Raw genomic sequence first — 15673 nt, forward strand, 5'->3', positions numbered from 1 at the left:
GACTGAATGCGGACACGAGATGCTCGGGTCGTCGCAGCGAACAGCCACTGTGCGAACGAAATCCCTTATCCGGAAGGACCCCTCGCATTCGCCGCGGCGGCGGGCCACACTGGTGGCCATGAGTGCGATCCACTCGACGCGGCTCGGCACGGCAACTCCGTTGGAGATGACCGGACCCGCGGTGTACGCGGCTCTGTCCGACGAGGAACGGCGCCATTTCGACCGGGAGTTCCACGACGCGCTGAACGTGGCGAGCGCGACGTACGACGTGGAGCCGCTCAGCGAGGTGGTCCGCAGGTGGTGGATCGCCTCCGGCGGCGACCCGGCGGTGGCGCGCCTCGACCGCGATGCGGTGGCCGGACACACCGACCATGCGCAGTGCGTATCGCAGGACGAACCCTGCTGCGGGCACACCGCGTTCGCGTTCGGCAACCAGGCGACGGCGGTCATCGTGCGGTTCGAGGAGGCGTTCCGGAACGCCGCGGAGGAGGCCGCCGTGACGCTGGACCACCTCCCGCTGCGCTACCTCGCGTTCGGCTACCGGGCCGATGTCGGCGCGGTGCGCGGCGCCTGAGGAGTGTCTTCAAATCACCGTCGGACAGCCCGCGGGCCGTGGTGCGTGCGCTGGCAAGGCGCGGCCCGCGGCTCGGCCCGGGTTCGGCTTGGGAGGGCCGTCAAGACCCGGCGCCGCGGGCCCGGCGGGAATTTGAAGACACGACGTTGGGCGCGGGCGGCGGTCCCGCACGGTTCACGGCATGACGACCCCGCCGTTCGGCCGGATCGTCTGCCCGGTGACGAAACGCGCCGCGTCGGAGGCCAGGTAGAGGATCGCGAGCGCGATGTCGCGGGGCTCGCCGATGACGCCGAGTGGCGCCTGTCCGGCGCGGTTTCCGATGGTGCGAGTGCGCGCCTCCTGGTCCACGGTGCCGTCGGGCGCGGTCCAATACCCCTGCACCATGGGGGTGTCGATAAAGCCGGGCGCCACCGAGTTGACGCGCACCCCGGACGGACCGGCCTCGACGGCGAGGGTGCGCGTGAGCATGAGCACCGCCGCCTTGGTCAGCGCGTACACCGAAATGCCGGGCGCCGGCATGTCCGCACCGGCGGACGCCACGTTGACGATCGCCCCGGACCCCTGGGCCGTCATCACGCGGGCGGCGGCCTGGCAGCCGAAGTACGTGCCCTTGAGGTTCACGCCGATGACCAGGTCCAGCGTCTCCTCGGTGGTGTCGACCACCGGGGCGGAGCGGATCACCCCGGCCACGTTGGCCCATACGTCCAGGCTGCCGTGCGTGACGACGGCGTACTCGGCGAGTGCGGTGACCTGGGTGGCGTCGGTGACGTCGGCGGGGACGACGTCCGCGCGCCCGCCGCCCGCGCGGACCGCCTCGGCGGTCGCCGCCAGCCCCGCGGCGTCGACGTCGGCCAGTACGACCGCCGCCCCCGCCTCCGCCAGGACCACCGCCGTCTCGCGCCCGATGCCGGACGCGGCACCGGTGACGACAGCCGTCTTGCCCGGGAGGGTGAACACGTCCGAGTGCCCGGAACCGCCGGTCATGGGACCTCCTGAAACCGTGTTGATTTTGATATATCGAAGGAAGTTTCGATATATCCACGGGGAGCGTGACGCGCGGGCCTGCCGAACGCAAGAGGTGTCGGTCAGCGACCCCTCGGCCGGATTCGATGGGCGAGCGAGATTCCGACCAATGCCAGGGCAGTGGTCAGGGCGAACGTCGAGGCCGGCGCCGTACGCGTCGTCAGCCGTACGCGTCCGCCGGGGCGTTCGCCGCGCCACCGAACCAGCTCGGCACCGCAGTTGCGAGTGTCCGGGACAACCGCATCGCCCCGCCGACCGAGCCCCGGCGGTCGGCGGACGCCTGATCCATCGTGTCCGTGGTCGCCGCAACGAACGGCGGGCGTCCGCCCGGAGGTTCAGCGTGTGGCGACCAGACCCTCCCACCAAGGCGCCTGCGCCGGCAGAGTGGTGGTGACGCGGTCGCCGGGCCGCGGCAGGGCCAGCGCGGTGCCCGTCGCCTTGGCCTCGCGGAGCAGCCGGTCGACCGGCTCCGCCCACGGGTGCGGGGCGAGGTCGAACGTCGCCCAGTGCACCGGGAGCAACAGGCGTCCGCCCAGGTCGAGATGGGCCGCGACGGCCTCCTCGGGATCCATGTGGATGTCCGGCCAACTCGGGCTGTACGCGCCGATCGGCATCAGCGTCAGGTCGAACGGCCCGTGCTCCGCCCCGATCTTGGCGTAGCCGTCGAAGTAGCCGGAGTCCCCCGCGTAGAAGACACGATGCCGCTCGCCCGCGACCACCCAGGAACCCCACAGGGTGTCGTTGCGGCGCAGCGTACGCCCGGAGAAGTGCCGGGCTGCGGTGGCCGTGAAGCGCAGCCCCGCGACGACCGCCTGTTCCTCCCAGTCCAGTTCGACGATGCGCTCCGCCGGGACGCCCCAGCGCTCCAGGTGCGCGCCGATGCCGAGCGGCACCAGGAACGGCGCCGAGTGCGCCGCGAGGAGCGCCCGGATGGTGGCCCGGTCGAGGTGGTCGTAGTGGTCGTGCGAGATGACGACGGCGTCGGGGGCCGGGAGTTCGGCGAGCGGGACGGGCAGCGGGTGCAGGCGGCGCGGCCCGACGAGCTGTGAAGGCGAGACGCGTTCGCTCCACACGGGGTCGAACAGGACTCGGCGGCCTTCGAGTTCGACGAGCGTGCTGGCGTGCCCGTACCAGATCGCGCCGACCCCGTCCTCGGCCGCCGGGGTGCTCGGCACCGACACGAGCGGCACGTCCCCGGCCGGACGCCGCGCCGCACGGTTGCGGGCCATCTCGCGCATGATCTGCGGCGCGCTGCCCGGGTCGAGCACGCTCGCGGGCACGGAGTTGTGAAACGTCCCGTCGCGGAACTGCGGCGACCGCTCCATGCGGGCCAGCCGCTCGCCGCCCGCCTTGCCGCCGAACTCCGCCGGGAGGTCGCGCAGCACCCACCCGGCGGTGGCCAGTGCCACCCCGCCGGTGACCAGGCCGCGCACTGCTTTCGTTGCCATGGGGCTGCTCCTCGGTTCGCCTGGGTATTCAACCGCCGCCGGGCACGTGGTGTTCCCGGACGGTCACCGCTTTCCCCCACCGCCGCGGGCCGCGGTGCCCGTGGGACGCGGATGGGCCCGTGGGGCCGGAGTCACCACGGGAGAGACCGGGGACCCGCCGGGCGGCGGGCGGGCGTAGTTCAATGGAGCGCATGTCCGACTCCGCGTCCACGGTCGCTGCCGTGGGTCCATTTGATTCCGCAGACTCCCCTGGCACCGCCGATTCCGCCGTTCCCTTCGACGAAGCCGCACCCGCCTGGGAAAGGCGTTTCCGGGCCCCCCGGGTGACCCTGCCCGATTGGGCGGAACACGCCCCCGACCGTTCGGTCTTCCTGTCGAACGCGTCGGGCACGTACGAGATCTACGCCTGGGACCGCGGCACCGGCGCGCAGCGGCAGGTCACCGAGCGGGCCAACGGCACCACGATGGCCTCGATCGACCCGACCGGGGAATGGATCTGGTGGTTCGCGGATACCGACGGCGACGAGTTCGGCGTGTGGATGCGGCAGCCGTTCGGCGGCGGTCCCGACGCCGAGGCCGCCCCCGGCCTCGCGCCCTCGTACCCGGCCGGGCTCGCGATCGGCGCCGACGGCCTCGCGGTCGTCGCCCGGTCCACCGACGAGGAGGGCTCGACCGTCCACGTCGTACGCTCCGGCACCGCGCCGACCACCATCTACCGGCACCGCGAGTCCGCCGGGGTATCGGCGCTGTCCGAGGACGACACCCTCGTGGTGATCGAGCACAGCGAGCACGGCGACACGATGCACCCGTCGCTGCGCGCGGTACGCCTGGACGGGACGCTCGTCGCCGACCTGCACGACGGCGCCCCCGGCGAGGCCCCCGCCTCGGGCCTGTCCTGCACCGGCTTCGCCCCGGTCTTCGGCGACTCCCGGGTGCTCGTCTCGCACCAGCGACGCGGCCGCTGGGAGCCGATGATCTGGAACCCGCTGACCGGCGAGGAGCACGAGATCGACCTCGGGCTGCCCGGCGACGTGGGCGTGGACTGGTACCCGGACGCGAGCGCGCTGCTGGTCGAGCACGACCACCACGCCCGGTCCGAGCTGTACCGCTACGACCTCGCGACCGGCACCCTGGAACGCCTCGCCACCCCGGCCGGCACCGTGCTGGGCGCCACCGCGCGGCCGGACGGGAGCGTCGAATACCTGTGGTCCAGCGGCGAGCGCCCGAGCGAGCTGCGCTCGACCGGCGGCGGCACGGTGCTGGTGCCGCCCGGCGACCGGGCGCCCGGCTCGGTCTCGGTCGAGGACGCGTGGGTCGAGGGGCCGGGCGGCTTGATCCACGCGCTGGTGTCCCGGCCCGCGGGCGGCGAGGGGCCGTACCCGACCGTCTTCGAGGTGCACGGCGGCCCGACCGCGCACGACGGCGACCAGTTCGCCCCCGGCGTCGCGGTGTGGATCGACCACGGCTTCGCGGTCGTGCGGGTCAACTACCGGGGGTCGACCGGCTACGGCAAGGACTGGACGGACGCGCTGCGCGAGCGGGTCGGGCTCATCGAGTTGGAGGACATCGCCGCGGTGCGCGAGTGGGCGGTGTCGTCCGGGCTCGCGGACCCCGGGCGGCTGGTGCTGTCCGGCGGTTCGTGGGGTGGCTACCTGACGCTGCTGGGGCTGGGCGTCCAGCCGGAGAACTGGACGCTGGGGCTGGCCGCGGTGCCGGTGGCCGACTACGTCGCGGCGTACGAGGACGAGATGGAGGCCCTGAAGGCGATGGACCGCACGCTCGTCGGCGGCACGCCCGAGGAGGTCCCGGAGCGGTACGCGGCGTCGTCGCCGATCACGTACGTCGACCGGGTGCGCGTCCCGGTGTTCATCAGCGCGGGCCTCAACGACCCGCGCTGCCCGATCCGGCAGATCGAGAACTACGTGGCCAGGCTCGGCGAACTGGGCGCGGTGCACGAGGTCTACCGCTACGAGGCGGGGCACGGCTCGGCGGTTGTCGAGGAGCGCATCCGGCAGGTGCGCAAGGAACTCGACTTCGTGAGGCGGCACCTGGGGATGCCGACGTCGGCGTGAGCGAGGCGGCGAGCGGGTGGGCCCGACGGGTCCGCCCGCTCGCCGGCGCGATGGCATGCGGGGCGCGGCCGACTCCCGCCGACCAGGACTTGTCGGCTCCACGGCATGCCCGTCAGGCGGAGACCTGTGGCTCCTCCGCCCCCTGCGGGGCCAGCCCCAACTCGCGCAGCACCGCGGCCTCCTCGGCCTCCCGGCGCTCCTCGATCTCGCGCCGCACGACCCGCCACCACAGGAACACCGACGCCCCCGCGAAGACGAACCACTGCGCGGTGTAACCCAGGTTCTGCCACGCGCGGCCGGAAATGCCGCCGCCCTTCTGCGCCTTCGCCGGCGGCACCGGGGTGAGTCCGGCCGCGGCCGGGGGCTCCTGAGCGCTGAGTGCCACGTACCCGTCATAGATCGGGTACGGAAGGATGTTCACCAGGTCCGGCGGGTTGATGATCGAGACCTGCCCCGCGGGCAGCCCCACCTGGCGGTCGATGCCCGACCCGTGCTCGGTCTCGGAGAGTTCGAGACGGCCGGTCACGCGCACCTCCCCGGTCGGCACCGGCGGCACCGCCTCCGGCCCCGGGGTGCCCGGCACCCAGCCGCGGACGACGAGCAGGCGGTCGCCGCCGCCCCGCGGTTCGAACGGCGTCAGGACGTACGAGCCCTCACGCCCGTCCACCTTGCGGCCCGGCACCAGGAGTTGGTTGGCCGCGTCGTAGCGGCCCTCCACGAAGACGGGGCGGCCCCGGTCGTCCGAGGTCACGCGCACACCGCCGCGCAACTGCTCGGCGAGCGCCACCGCGGGCTCCACCGAGACCTTGGTCTCGGCGGCCTTCTCGGTGGACTTGCTGTGCTCGTTGTACCGCTGGAACTGCCAGAGCCCCAGCGCCGCGCACACCGGGACGGCCACCAGTACGAGGACGTGGAAGGCCATCCAGCGCGGCTGCAAAAGGAAGCGGTGCACGCAACCACGGTAACCGGGACGAGAAGGGCCGCCGACCCGCGGGTCCCACGCGGGCCGCGCACCGGCCCCGCACCGCGATCCGCCGCGCTACGCCTTCGGGTACGCCCCCGACAGGTACACGTCCGTGCGGTACACCACACCGCCGCAGGCCGCGGTCAGCCGCACGTCCGCGAGCTTCACCCCGCCGTCGGCCAGCGCGTACCCGAGCGCGGGCACGGGCGGCGGCGGACCGGCCGGGTCGCCCGGCGTACAGCTGGTGCTCCCGCCGTTCCCGGTGTCCGGCTGCCAGGCGAACTGGAACTCGTACGTGGCACCCTTGCGCACCGTCAGCGGCCCCGTCGGCGCGGCCACCTGCGGCAGGCGTACCGCCGGGTCGGAGCTCTGGTGCACGATCACCGACACCTGCACCGGCGGATTGCCGGGCGGCGCGGCGACGATGACGTTGCCGGGGCCGGAGATCGAGCAGTCCCGCCGCGACGTGTTGCGGATCTCGACGACGCCGTACGCGATCCCGTCCGACCCCGCCGGGCCGAGCGCCGTGGCCAGGCCCTGCTCCAGGTCGTTGACCGTGCAGGCGGGCGGCGGTGGAGCCGTCGTGGCGCCGGTCGGCCCCACGGTCGCGGTCGCGGTGGTCGGGGTGATGCTCGGACCGACCGGCGCGCTCGACTGCGGCGCGGGCGGCGTGGGGATCAGGCCGAACGTCGGCAGCCCGGTCGGGCTCGGCAGGATGTTCTGGGCCGACGCGCTCGGCCGTGAGTCCTTGTCCTCTTTCCCGGAGCCGTTGGAACCGAGCGAGCCCTGGCCGTCGTCGTCGCGGCCGTCGTCGTCCTCGCCGTTGCCCTCGGTGTCGCCGATGTCCTGCGCGTTGTCCGCGTCGGCCTGCGTGCCGCTCTTCTGCGTCGTCTGGTCGGTGATGACCACGGTGCGCACGACCGGCGTCGCGACGGCGAGCACCGCCACGGTGCCGACCGTGGTCAGGACCATGGCACGGCGGCGCCGGCGCCGCGCGGGCACCGCGGCGCGCAGCCGGTCCAGCGCGTCCGGTGCGGGACGGATGTCCGACACCGCGGCGTCGAGTCTGCGGCGCAGCTCGGCGGGCAGGCTGTCGGGCATCCCGTCGTCGGACCGCCCTCCGGCCGCCCCCGGGTCCTCGTTCATCGCGCTCACGACGTCTCCATCCGGGCCCGCAACGCCTCAAGCCCCCGCGAACCGTATGCCTTGACCGAACCGACCGACAGTCCAAGCAGGTCAGCCACCTGAACCTCCGTCAGATCCGCGTAGTAGCGCAGCACGATCACCTCACGCTGCCTTCTCGGCAGTTCGCGCAGCACCCTGACCAGGGCGTCGCGCAACAGCACACTGTGCGCCCCCTCCTCCGCGGCCGGTTCGTCGACCGCGGGCCGGGGCATCAGGCGCAGTGCCATGAGCCTTCGGCGCAGGGTCGACCGCGAGAGGTTCACGACAGTCTGCCGCAGGTACGCCAGCGTCTTGTCCGGTTCCCGTAGCCGGTGCCGGGCGACGTGGACGCGGACGAACGCCTCCTGCACGACGTCCTCGCACGAATGCGGGTCGTCGAGCAGCAGGGCCGCGAGCCTGAGCAGCGTGCCGTAGTGCGCACGGTATGTCTCGGTCAGCAGATCAACGGAGACCCCCGCATCGTCGGACGCATCCGCGCCCGACATGGTTCTCCGCCCCGGCGCTTCGGCCGACCGCCCGGGACCCGCGTCCGGTGCGGTGTCGGGAGCCAGATCTGACGCCACGTCAGTCACCGCATACCCGAGCAGCGCGTCCATCGACACCCACTCGCCCCCCGGCGGACCGGACGCCGCCGACGAGGGCGCCGGAGGTCCGGCGACCGGCACGTCGACAGGCGGGTGCGCGGCGCGGACGCCCCGCTTGACCCGTGGTTCCACCCCCACCAACTCCGCCACGAACGTTAGACACCCAGCCGCCCCGGAAGGTTGTTCGGAAAGTTCCCGGGAAGTCGTCGGGGACCGCCGGGTCACTCCGGGAAAATCAGGTTGTCGGCCTGGGGAGACACGCTACTGCGTGACGGCCCGTCGGGGAGGGGCTTCTTGCGGGTCGAGACACGGCGGGGCGCGCGTGGGCGGCACCACGCGCGGCCGTGCGGCGCACGGCGGCAGGACGCGGCAACACCCGTCCGGACACCCGGACATGGCGACGCCCCCGGTCCCGCGGGTCGCGGAATCGGGGGCGTCGCCGTGGTCACGCGCGTGCGCCGGAGCGTACCGGCGCAGCCCGGGGGTTCAGTCGCCCGGCGGCTCAGGCCTGCCCGGTCAGCTCGGCCGCGATCAGCTCGGCGATCTGGGCCGTGTTGAGCGCCGCGCCCTTGCGCAGGTTGTCCCCGCACATGAACATGTCGAGCGTGTTCGGGAAGTCCAGCGCCTGACGCACCCGGCCGACCCAGGTCGGGTCCGTGCCGACCACGTCCGCCGGGGTCGGGAACTCGCCGTTGGCCGGGTCGTCGCACAGCACGACCCCGGGCGCCTCGGCCAGGATCTCGTGGGCGCGCGCGACCGTCACGTCGTTCTCGAACACCGCGTGCACGGCCAGCGAGTGCGTGGTGATCACCGGCACGCGGACGCAGGTCGCGGAGACCTTGAGGTCCGGCAGGCCGAGGATCTTGCGCGACTCGTTGCGGACCTTCAGCTCCTCGGACGACCAGCCGTCGTCCTTCAGCGAACCGGCCCACGGCACCACGTTGAGCGCGAGCGGCGCCGGGAACGGCCCGAACTCGCCCACCGCGCGGCGCACGTCGCCCGGCTGCGTGCCAAGCGTCGCGGAGCCGGCAACCTTGGCGAGCTGCTCGCGCAGCGTGTCGATGCCGGGCTGACCGGCCCCGGACGCCGCCTGGTACGACGACACGACCAGCTCGCGCAGGCCCAGCTCGGCGTGCAGCGCGCCCAGCGCGACGACCATGCTGAGCGTCGTGCAGTTCGGGTTGGAGATGATGCCGCGCGGACGCAGGCGCGCCGCGGCCGGGTTGACCTCGGGCACGACCAACGGCACCTCGGGGTCCATGCGGAACGCGCCGGAGTTGTCGACCGCGACCGCGCCCTTGGCGGCGGCGATCGGCGCCCACTGCGCGGACACCTCGTCGGGCACGTCGAACATCGCGACGTCGACGCCCTCGAAGCACTCCTCGGACAGCGCCCGGACCGCGACCTCCTCGCCGCGCACGACCAGCTTCTTGCCGGCCGAGCGGGCGGAGGCGATGAGGCGGATCTCACCCCACACGTCCTGGCGCGTCGACAGCAGGTCGAGCATCACGGTGCCGACCGCGCCGGTCGCTCCGGCGAGGGCGAGGGTGGGCTTGCGGGTACTGCTGGCGGCGCTCATCGGCCGGTACCTCCGTAGACGACGGCCTCCTCGGACTCGGCATCGAGGCCGAATGCGCTGTGGACGGCCTGGATGGCGGTGGGCACCTGGTCGGCGCGGCACACCACCGAAATGCGGATCTCGGACGTGGAGATCAGCTCGATGTTGACGCCCGCGTTCGACAGCGCCTCGAAGAACTCGGCGGTGACCCCGGGGTGCGAGCGCATCCCGGCGCCGACCAGCGAGATCTTCCCGACCTGGTCGTCGTACTGGAGCGATTCGAAACCGATGCTCTCCTGCGCCTTCCCCAGCGACTCTATGGCCTTTTGGCCGTCGGTCATGGGGAGCGTGAAGGAGATGTCGGTGCGACCGGTCGACGCCGCCGACACGTTCTGCACGACCATGTCGATGTTGATCTCGGCCTCGGCCACCGTGCGGAAGATCTTCGCGGCCTCGCCCGGCTTGTCCGGGACCCCGACCACGGTGATCTTCGCCTCGCTGGTGTCGTGGGCGACACCGGAGATGATCGCCTGCTCCACGTCGTCCCCTTCGGACTCGCTTCGTACCCACGTGCCTTCGAGTCCGGAGAAGGACGACCGCACGTGGACGGGCATGTTGTAGCGGCGCGCGTACTCGACGCACCGCAGGTGCAGCACCTTGGAACCGCTCGCCGCCAGCTCCAGCATCTCCTGGTAGCTGATGCGGTTGATCTTGCGGGCCTTCTTGACCACCCGGGGGTCGGCGGTGAACACGCCGTCGACGTCCGTGTAGATCTCGCAGACCTCGGCGTCGAGCGCGGCGGCCAGCGCGACCGCCGTCGTGTCCGAGCCGCCGCGGCCCAGCGTGGTGATGTCCTTCGTGTCCTGCGACACACCCTGGAAGCCGGCGACGATCGCCACGGCGTCCTCGTCGAGCGCGGAGCGGATGCGACCGGGCGTCACGTCGATGATGCGCGCTTTGTTGTGAACGGAGTCGGTGATGACGCCCGCCTGGCTGCCGGTGAACGACCGGGCCTCGACACCGAGGTTTTTGATCGCCATCGCCAGGAGTGCCATCGAGATCCGCTCACCGGAGGTGAGCAGCATGTCGAGCTCGCGCCCGGCAGGGATGGGACTCACCTGCTGCGCGAGGTCGATGAGCTCGTCCGTCGTGTCGCCCATGGCGGACACCACCACGACCACTTCGTGGCCGAGCTTCTTGGTGTCGACGATCCGCTTGGCGACGCGCTTGATGCCTTCGGCATCGGCAACGGAGGAGCCTCCGTACTTCTGCACGACAAGGCCCACGTGCGCTCCTCGTTTCGTGTTAGCTGCGGTCGGCACAGTCTAACGAGGCGGCTCGGGGACCCAACCTCTATTCACATAGTGAGACGTACGTATCACTTTTTGAACAGGCTGGCTGGAAAGCCGCCAAATGTGGCGTACGGACGACCGAAACCGCGAAAAGCTGCGGTTCCGGTTGTCCGCTGGCCAGGACAGTGTGAGGCGGGGGCAGCCGGGTGATCGGTCATTCGGCCGCCGAACCTCGGGCGGGCTCAGGACTTCTGCGGGCCACCCAGGACGACGGCGTCGTCGAGCTGCTCGGCGAGTTCGTCGGCCAACTCGTCGCCCAGCGCGTCGTCGACCGCGGACTCCAGGCCCTCGGCGGTCGCCGCGTCGAGACGGGCGTGCGCGACGACGGACTGCAACGCGCGCAGCACGGCACTGGCGGTCGCACCCCAGTTGGCGAGGTACGAGAACTGCCACCACCACAACGCCTCGGTGGTGCGCCCGGCGCGGTGGTGCGCGAGCCCGTGCATCAGGTCGGTGACCACGTCCGCCATGTCGTCCGAGATGCGGAAGGCGACCGGTTTGGGACGCGGCGTGTACGGGTCGAAGACCTCGTAGTAGACGTCGATCGGTTCGAGCAGCTCGGACAGCGACGAGCGCAGCGCGTCCACGTCCGGATCCGGGCCCGAGTCGGGCTCGAAGCGCTCGTCGGGCACCACGTCGGCGATCGCGCCGAGTCGGCCGCCCGCCAGCATGAGCTGCGAGACCTCCAGCAGCAGCATCGACACGGCCGCCCCGGGCTCCTCGCCGCGGGCCACCTCCGTGACGGCCACCACGAAACTCTCGATCTGGTCGGCGATTTCCGCGGTGAAGTCGGTCAGGTCGTCAGACATCGAGCAGTCGTCTCCCCTCAAAGGCACGCCCGAGGGTCACCTCGTCGGCGTACTCCAGGTCGCCCCCCACCGGCAGCCCGCTTGCCAGTCGGGTCACCTTGAGACCCATCGGCTTGCACAGGCGGGCCAGGTACGTCGCCGTCGCCTCTCCTTCCAGATTCGGATCGGTCGCCAGGATGAGCTCGGTCACGGTGCCGTCCGCGAGCCGGGTCATGAGCTCGCGGATGCGCAGGTCGTCGGGGCCGACGCCCTCGATCGGGCTGATCGCGCCGCCGAGGACGTGGTAGCGGCCGCGGAACTCGCGTGTCTTCTCGACGGCCACGACGTCCTTCGACTCCTCGACGACGCAGATGACCGCGGGATCGCGGCGCGGGTCGAGGCAGATGCGGCACTGGTCGGCCTCGGCGACGTTGCCGCAGGTGGTGCAGAAGCGGACCTTGTCCTTGACCTCGACGAGGGCGTTCACCAGGCGGCGTACGTCGGCGGGGTCGGCGGCGAGGAGGTGGAAGGCGATGCGCTGCGCGCTCTTCGGACCGACGCCGGGCAGACGGCCCAGCTCGTCGATGAGGTCCTGAACGGCGCCTTCGTACACCTGCGGGCTCCTCGGGTCGTCGGTCTCGTGGTGCTGCTTCTGTGCTTCTGTGCTTCTGGTGTTGTGGTGCTTCTGGTGCTGTTCCGCGGCTGTGGGGCTGCGGGTTGTGCCGCCGGGTTTGCGGGCTCTGCTGTGGTGCGGGCCAGTCGTGCGGACCGGTGGGCCTGCGGTCCTGCCTTTCCGTACGACCGACTACATTCCCGGCAGGCCCAGACCGCCGAGACCCCCGCCGCCCAGGCCCTGGGCCAGCGGGCCCATGGTGCGGGAGGCGAGTTCCGCCGCGGCGCGGTTGGCGTCGCGGACGGCGGCGACGATCAGATCGCCGAGTGTCTCCGTGTCCTCAGGATCCACCGCCTTGGGCGAGATCTCCAGAGCGAGCAGCTCCCCGGCGCCGCTGACGGTCGCCGTGACGAGGCCGCCCCCCGCGGTGCCCTGCACCTGGGTGCGCGCCAGCTCCTCCTGCGCGGCCATGAGGTCCTGCTGCATCTTCTGCGCCTGTTGCAGCAGTTGCTGCATGTCGGGCTGGCCTCCACCGGGAAACACGTGTGCACCCTTCGTCGCGGTCCACGGCAACTCGGATCGCGGCTGCCGCTTGGGCTTGAGACTACGGGGTGAAGAGGTGTGGCGGTGTTAAGAGGCACGCGGGAAGGGTGGCGTTGGGGGGCGCACCCGGAATGACGGTCGCCGAGCCGGTCATCGGGACCGTCGCCGTGCCGACACCTTGCCCGCCGACCGTCAGGGGCCCGGGGTTTCCTCGATCACTGTGGCGCCCAGCTCGCGCGCCAGGAGCTCGTGGCTGCTGACACCGCCGAAGCCGACCTCTTCGTCCTCGTACGATCCGGCGTCCGCGTAGTCGACCGCATGGTCCGGCGGGGGCGGCGGTTCGTCGGCGGGGTCGGGCATGTACTCGGGCACGGAGGGCGGCTCGTACGCCTCGATGGGCGGCGGTTCGTCCGTGTAGTGCGGCTCGGGCCGCGATGCGGGGGCCGGGACGGCCGCCATGGGCGGTGGCGACGGCGGCACGGGCGCGGGCATGGGCGACGCCATCGCCTGCGTGACGACGGAGCCCTGTGCCTGCTGGGGCTGCTGAGCCTGGGGTGGTTGTGGTTGTGGTTGTGCTTGTGGCGGGCGCGAGGTTGCCGGCCATGCCCCCGGGGCCTGCTGCGCCGGTGGCTGCTGCTGGGAGTGCGCGGCGGGAGACGTGGGGGGTGCGGAGGCTTGCGTACGCCCGCCTCCGCCACCGGGGGCACCGCCGTTGCCGCCGAAGCCGCTCCCGCCGCCGTTGTGTCCGCCGTGTCCGCCGTGTCCGCCGGACGCGAGGCCGCCACCCGGTCCCGAACCACCGCCGGATCCCGAGCCGCCGCCCGTTCCCGGATCGACGATGCACTCGATGCGCCACTCGACGCCGACCGCATCCATCACGGCCTGGCGCAAGACCTCGTCGTGCCCGCTGTTCACGAACCCGTCGCGGGCCCCGGCGTGTTCGAACGACACCTGGAGCGTCGACCCGTCGAACCCGGCCACGCCCGCGCGCTGGAGCAGCACCCACGTCACCCGCTTGCGCCGCGCGACGGCCTCGATGATCTGCGGCCACATCCCGCGGACCCGGTTCACGTCGCCGCCTCCGCCGACTGCGGGCTGTTGAGGCGCGCGTACGCCCTCCTGCTGCGGCGGCTGGGACTGCTGCTGCGGCCGTTGCGCTTGTTGCTGCTGCTGTTGCTGTTGCTGCTGCGGCGGCCGCGACGTGGCGGGCCAAGCTCCAGGCGTCGTCCCGGACCCGCCGGCCGCCTCAACGGCAGCAGGCGCGGGCGCCTCGGCAGGCACCTCGCGGGGAGTGGGTGCGGGCACGGGCGGCCGTACCTCCGACGCAGGCGCCCGCCGCACCGGCGGAGCGTCGTCGGCACCGCCGCCACCGACCGCCGCCACCGAACCGCCGAATCCGCCGCCCGATCCCCCCAGGTCGACGCGCCGTTCAAGCCGGTCGAGCCGGGCCCCGAGCGACTGCTCGTCCGCTCCGGCACCCGGCAACAGCACTCGCGCGCAGATGAGTTCGAGCTGAAGTCGCGGCGAGGTGGCGCCGCGCATCTCGGTCAGCCCGGTGTTGACGATGTCCGCCGCACGCGTCAGCTCGGCCTGCCCGAACGTGCGCGCCTGCGAGACCATCCGCTGCAACTGGTCGGCCGGTACGTCGATGAGCCCCTTGTCCGCGGCGTCCGGCACCGCGGCCAGGATCACCAGGTCGCGCAGCCGCGACAGCAGGTCCGCGACAAAGCGCCGGGGGTCGAACCCGCCCTCGATCACCCGGTCGATCACCTGGAACGCCGCGGCCCCGTCCCGCGCCGCGAACGCCTCGGCGACGTCGTCCAGCAGCGCCCGGTCGGTGAACCCGAGCAGCGACGTCGCCATCGCGTACGTCACACCGCCCTCGTCGGCTCCGGCCAGCAACTGGTCCATGACCGACATCGAGTCACGCACGGACCCCGCGCCGGCCTGCACGACCAGCGGGAAGACCTCCTTGTCGACCGAGATGCCCTCGGTCGAACACACCTGCTCCAGGTAGTCGCGGAGCACCCCGGGCGGCACGAGCCGGAACGGATAGTGGTGGGTGCGCGACCGGATCGTCCCGATGACCTTCTCGGGCTCGGTCGTCGCGAAGATGAACTTCAGGTGCTCCGGCGGCTCTTCGACCACCTTCAGCAACGCGTTGAAGCCCGCCGACGTGACCATGTGGGCCTCGTCGATGATGTAGATCTTGTAGCGCGAGTTGACCGGCGCGAAGAACGCCTTCTCCCGCAGATCGCGCGCATCGTCCACACCACCGTGCGACGCCGCGTCGATCTCGATCACATCGATGCTGCCCGGCCCGCCTCGCGCCAGATCCGTACAGGACCGGCACTCCCCGCACGGCGTCGGCGTCGGCCCCTGCTCACAGTTCAGACACCGCGCCAGGATCCGCGCGCTCGTCGTCTTCCCGCACCCGCGCGGCCCACTGAACAGGTACGCGTGGTTCACGCGGTTGTTCCGCAGGGCCTGCTGCAAGGGATCGGTCACGTGCTCCTGCCCGATGACCTCGACATAGGTCTCGGGACGGTAGCGGCGATACAGGGCGAGCGACACGACGACGACGATAGCCGGACCGACCCACATCCGGAGCCAGCCGCGTCCCCAACACCCCGCCGCCGACCCCCACGCACACAAAAGACCCCCCGCGCACCCGGCAGAGCCCACCTACCCTTGCTGCCTTCCGGCCCTGGGGGGGTTTAGCAGGATGCCGCCACACGGGGGGTCCGGCCCTACAGTACCCGACCCGAAGCCCCTCGCGCTCCCACCCACCCCTCCCCCGATACTCGTGCGCGACCACCCCGAACCCTCCGGTAAGCTGTCCGGCGGAGGATTCGCCTAGTGGCCTAGGGCGCACGCTTGGAAAGCGTGTTGGGGGCAACCCCTCACGAGTTCGAATCTCGTATCCTCCGCCAGCCTGAACAGGCGAAACGTCGGCCCCGACCGCAGCA

The 15673-nt window shown here is 72.0% G+C and carries 14 protein-coding genes, 1 tRNA gene and 1 other RNA gene; 3 read left to right on the forward strand and 13 right to left on the reverse strand.

Annotated elements, in window-relative coordinates:
- Window positions 1-118 precede the first annotated feature (118 nt).
- Window positions 119-574, forward strand: coding sequence for a DUF6247 family protein (locus ACRX5S_RS19885; protein ID WP_436774326.1), 456 nt, complete (start codon window positions 119-121; stop codon window positions 572-574).
- 174 nt (window positions 575-748) lie between these two features.
- Here ACRX5S_RS19885 and ACRX5S_RS19890 read toward each other — a convergent pair whose 3' ends face one another.
- From ACRX5S_RS19890 to ACRX5S_RS19900, 3 genes are all read right to left on the reverse strand, one after another.
- Window positions 749-1558 (reverse strand): SDR family NAD(P)-dependent oxidoreductase, encoded by an 810-nt coding sequence (locus ACRX5S_RS19890; RefSeq protein WP_436774327.1) that lies wholly within the window; start codon window positions 1556-1558, stop codon window positions 749-751.
- 199 nt (window positions 1559-1757) lie between these two features.
- Entirely contained in the window at window positions 1758-1886 is a 129-nt protein-coding gene (locus ACRX5S_RS19895) for a hypothetical protein (protein WP_436774328.1), read from the reverse strand.
- Between the two features lie 46 nt (window positions 1887-1932).
- Complete coding sequence (locus ACRX5S_RS19900) at window positions 1933-3045, reverse strand: MBL fold metallo-hydrolase (protein WP_436774329.1); 1113 nt, start codon at window positions 3043-3045, stop codon at window positions 1933-1935.
- Window positions 3046-3236: 191 nt separating this feature from the next.
- On the opposite strand from ACRX5S_RS19900, the gene ACRX5S_RS19905 reads away from it, so the two are divergent.
- Entirely contained in the window at window positions 3237-5117 is a 1881-nt protein-coding gene (locus tag ACRX5S_RS19905) for a prolyl oligopeptidase family serine peptidase (RefSeq protein WP_436774330.1), read from the forward strand.
- 112 nt (window positions 5118-5229) lie between these two features.
- On the opposite strand, the gene ACRX5S_RS19910 is transcribed toward ACRX5S_RS19905, so the two are convergent.
- From ACRX5S_RS19910 to ffs, 10 genes are all read right to left on the reverse strand, one after another.
- Window positions 5230-6069 (reverse strand): SURF1 family protein, encoded by an 840-nt coding sequence (locus ACRX5S_RS19910; protein WP_436774331.1) that lies wholly within the window; start codon window positions 6067-6069, stop codon window positions 5230-5232.
- An 87-nt stretch (window positions 6070-6156) separates the two neighbouring features.
- Window positions 6157-7236, reverse strand: a complete 1080-nt coding sequence (locus ACRX5S_RS19915) for a hypothetical protein (protein ID WP_436774332.1) — start codon at window positions 7234-7236, stop codon at window positions 6157-6159.
- Window positions 7233-7751 (reverse strand): SigE family RNA polymerase sigma factor, encoded by a 519-nt coding sequence (locus ACRX5S_RS19920; protein WP_436774333.1) that lies wholly within the window; start codon window positions 7749-7751, stop codon window positions 7233-7235. The genes ACRX5S_RS19915 and ACRX5S_RS19920 overlap by 4 nt, the downstream gene beginning before the upstream one ends.
- A 601-nt stretch (window positions 7752-8352) precedes the next feature.
- Window positions 8353-9429, reverse strand: coding sequence for an aspartate-semialdehyde dehydrogenase (locus ACRX5S_RS19925; protein ID WP_436774334.1), 1077 nt, complete (start codon window positions 9427-9429; stop codon window positions 8353-8355).
- Entirely contained in the window at window positions 9426-10694 is a 1269-nt protein-coding gene (locus ACRX5S_RS19930; protein WP_436774335.1) for an aspartate kinase, read from the reverse strand. Before ACRX5S_RS19930 ends, ACRX5S_RS19925 begins: the two co-directional genes overlap by 4 nt.
- Before the next feature lie 248 nt (window positions 10695-10942).
- Complete coding sequence (locus tag ACRX5S_RS19935) at window positions 10943-11569, reverse strand: DUF5063 domain-containing protein (RefSeq protein WP_436774336.1); 627 nt, start codon at window positions 11567-11569, stop codon at window positions 10943-10945.
- Complete coding sequence (recR, locus tag ACRX5S_RS19940; protein ID WP_436774337.1) at window positions 11562-12161, reverse strand: recombination mediator RecR; 600 nt, start codon at window positions 12159-12161, stop codon at window positions 11562-11564. Before recR ends, ACRX5S_RS19935 begins: the two co-directional genes overlap by 8 nt.
- A gap of 192 nt (window positions 12162-12353) precedes the next feature.
- The gene (locus ACRX5S_RS19945) at window positions 12354-12704 is read right to left on the reverse strand and encodes a YbaB/EbfC family nucleoid-associated protein (protein ID WP_436774338.1); all 351 of its coding nucleotides are present in this window, start codon (window positions 12702-12704) and stop codon (window positions 12354-12356) included.
- 192 nt (window positions 12705-12896) lie between these two features.
- The gene (locus ACRX5S_RS19950; RefSeq protein ID WP_436774339.1) at window positions 12897-15308 is read right to left on the reverse strand and encodes a DNA polymerase III subunit gamma and tau; all 2412 of its coding nucleotides are present in this window, start codon (window positions 15306-15308) and stop codon (window positions 12897-12899) included.
- 47 nt (window positions 15309-15355) lie between these two features.
- Window positions 15356-15452, reverse strand: an RNA gene (gene ffs / locus ACRX5S_RS19955) — signal recognition particle sRNA small type.
- A gap of 97 nt (window positions 15453-15549) precedes the next feature.
- Between ffs and ACRX5S_RS19960 the strand changes: the two genes are divergently transcribed.
- Window positions 15550-15637 (forward strand) — tRNA-Ser (locus ACRX5S_RS19960).
- The last annotated feature ends 36 nt before the right edge of the window (window positions 15638-15673 follow it).

The sequence above is a fragment of the Yinghuangia sp. YIM S09857 genome (genome assembly GCF_051388915.1).
Taxonomy (GTDB): Bacteria; Actinomycetota; Actinomycetes; order Streptomycetales; family Streptomycetaceae; genus Yinghuangia.

What these genes read in the sequence shown, in the direction of transcription:
- ACRX5S_RS19885 (WP_436774326.1), top strand. Translation starts at nt 119, where the DNA reads ATGAGTGCGATCCACTCGACGCGGCTCGGCACGGCAACTCCGTTGGAG.
- ACRX5S_RS19890 (WP_436774327.1), bottom strand. Translation starts at nt 1,558, where the DNA reads ATGACCGGCGGTTCCGGGCACTCGGACGTGTTCACCCTCCCGGGCAAG.
- ACRX5S_RS19895 (WP_436774328.1), bottom strand. Translation starts at nt 1,886, where the DNA reads ATGGATCAGGCGTCCGCCGACCGCCGGGGCTCGGTCGGCGGGGCGATG.
- ACRX5S_RS19900 (WP_436774329.1), bottom strand. Translation starts at nt 3,045, where the DNA reads ATGGCAACGAAAGCAGTGCGCGGCCTGGTCACCGGCGGGGTGGCACTG.
- ACRX5S_RS19905 (WP_436774330.1), top strand. Translation starts at nt 3,237, where the DNA reads ATGTCCGACTCCGCGTCCACGGTCGCTGCCGTGGGTCCATTTGATTCC.
- ACRX5S_RS19920 (WP_436774333.1), bottom strand. Translation starts at nt 7,751, where the DNA reads ATGTCGGGCGCGGATGCGTCCGACGATGCGGGGGTCTCCGTTGATCTG.
- ACRX5S_RS19925 (WP_436774334.1), bottom strand. Translation starts at nt 9,429, where the DNA reads ATGAGCGCCGCCAGCAGTACCCGCAAGCCCACCCTCGCCCTCGCCGGA.
- ACRX5S_RS19935 (WP_436774336.1), bottom strand. Translation starts at nt 11,569, where the DNA reads ATGTCTGACGACCTGACCGACTTCACCGCGGAAATCGCCGACCAGATC.
- ACRX5S_RS19950 (WP_436774339.1), bottom strand. Translation starts at nt 15,308, where the DNA reads ATGTGGGTCGGTCCGGCTATCGTCGTCGTCGTGTCGCTCGCCCTGTAT.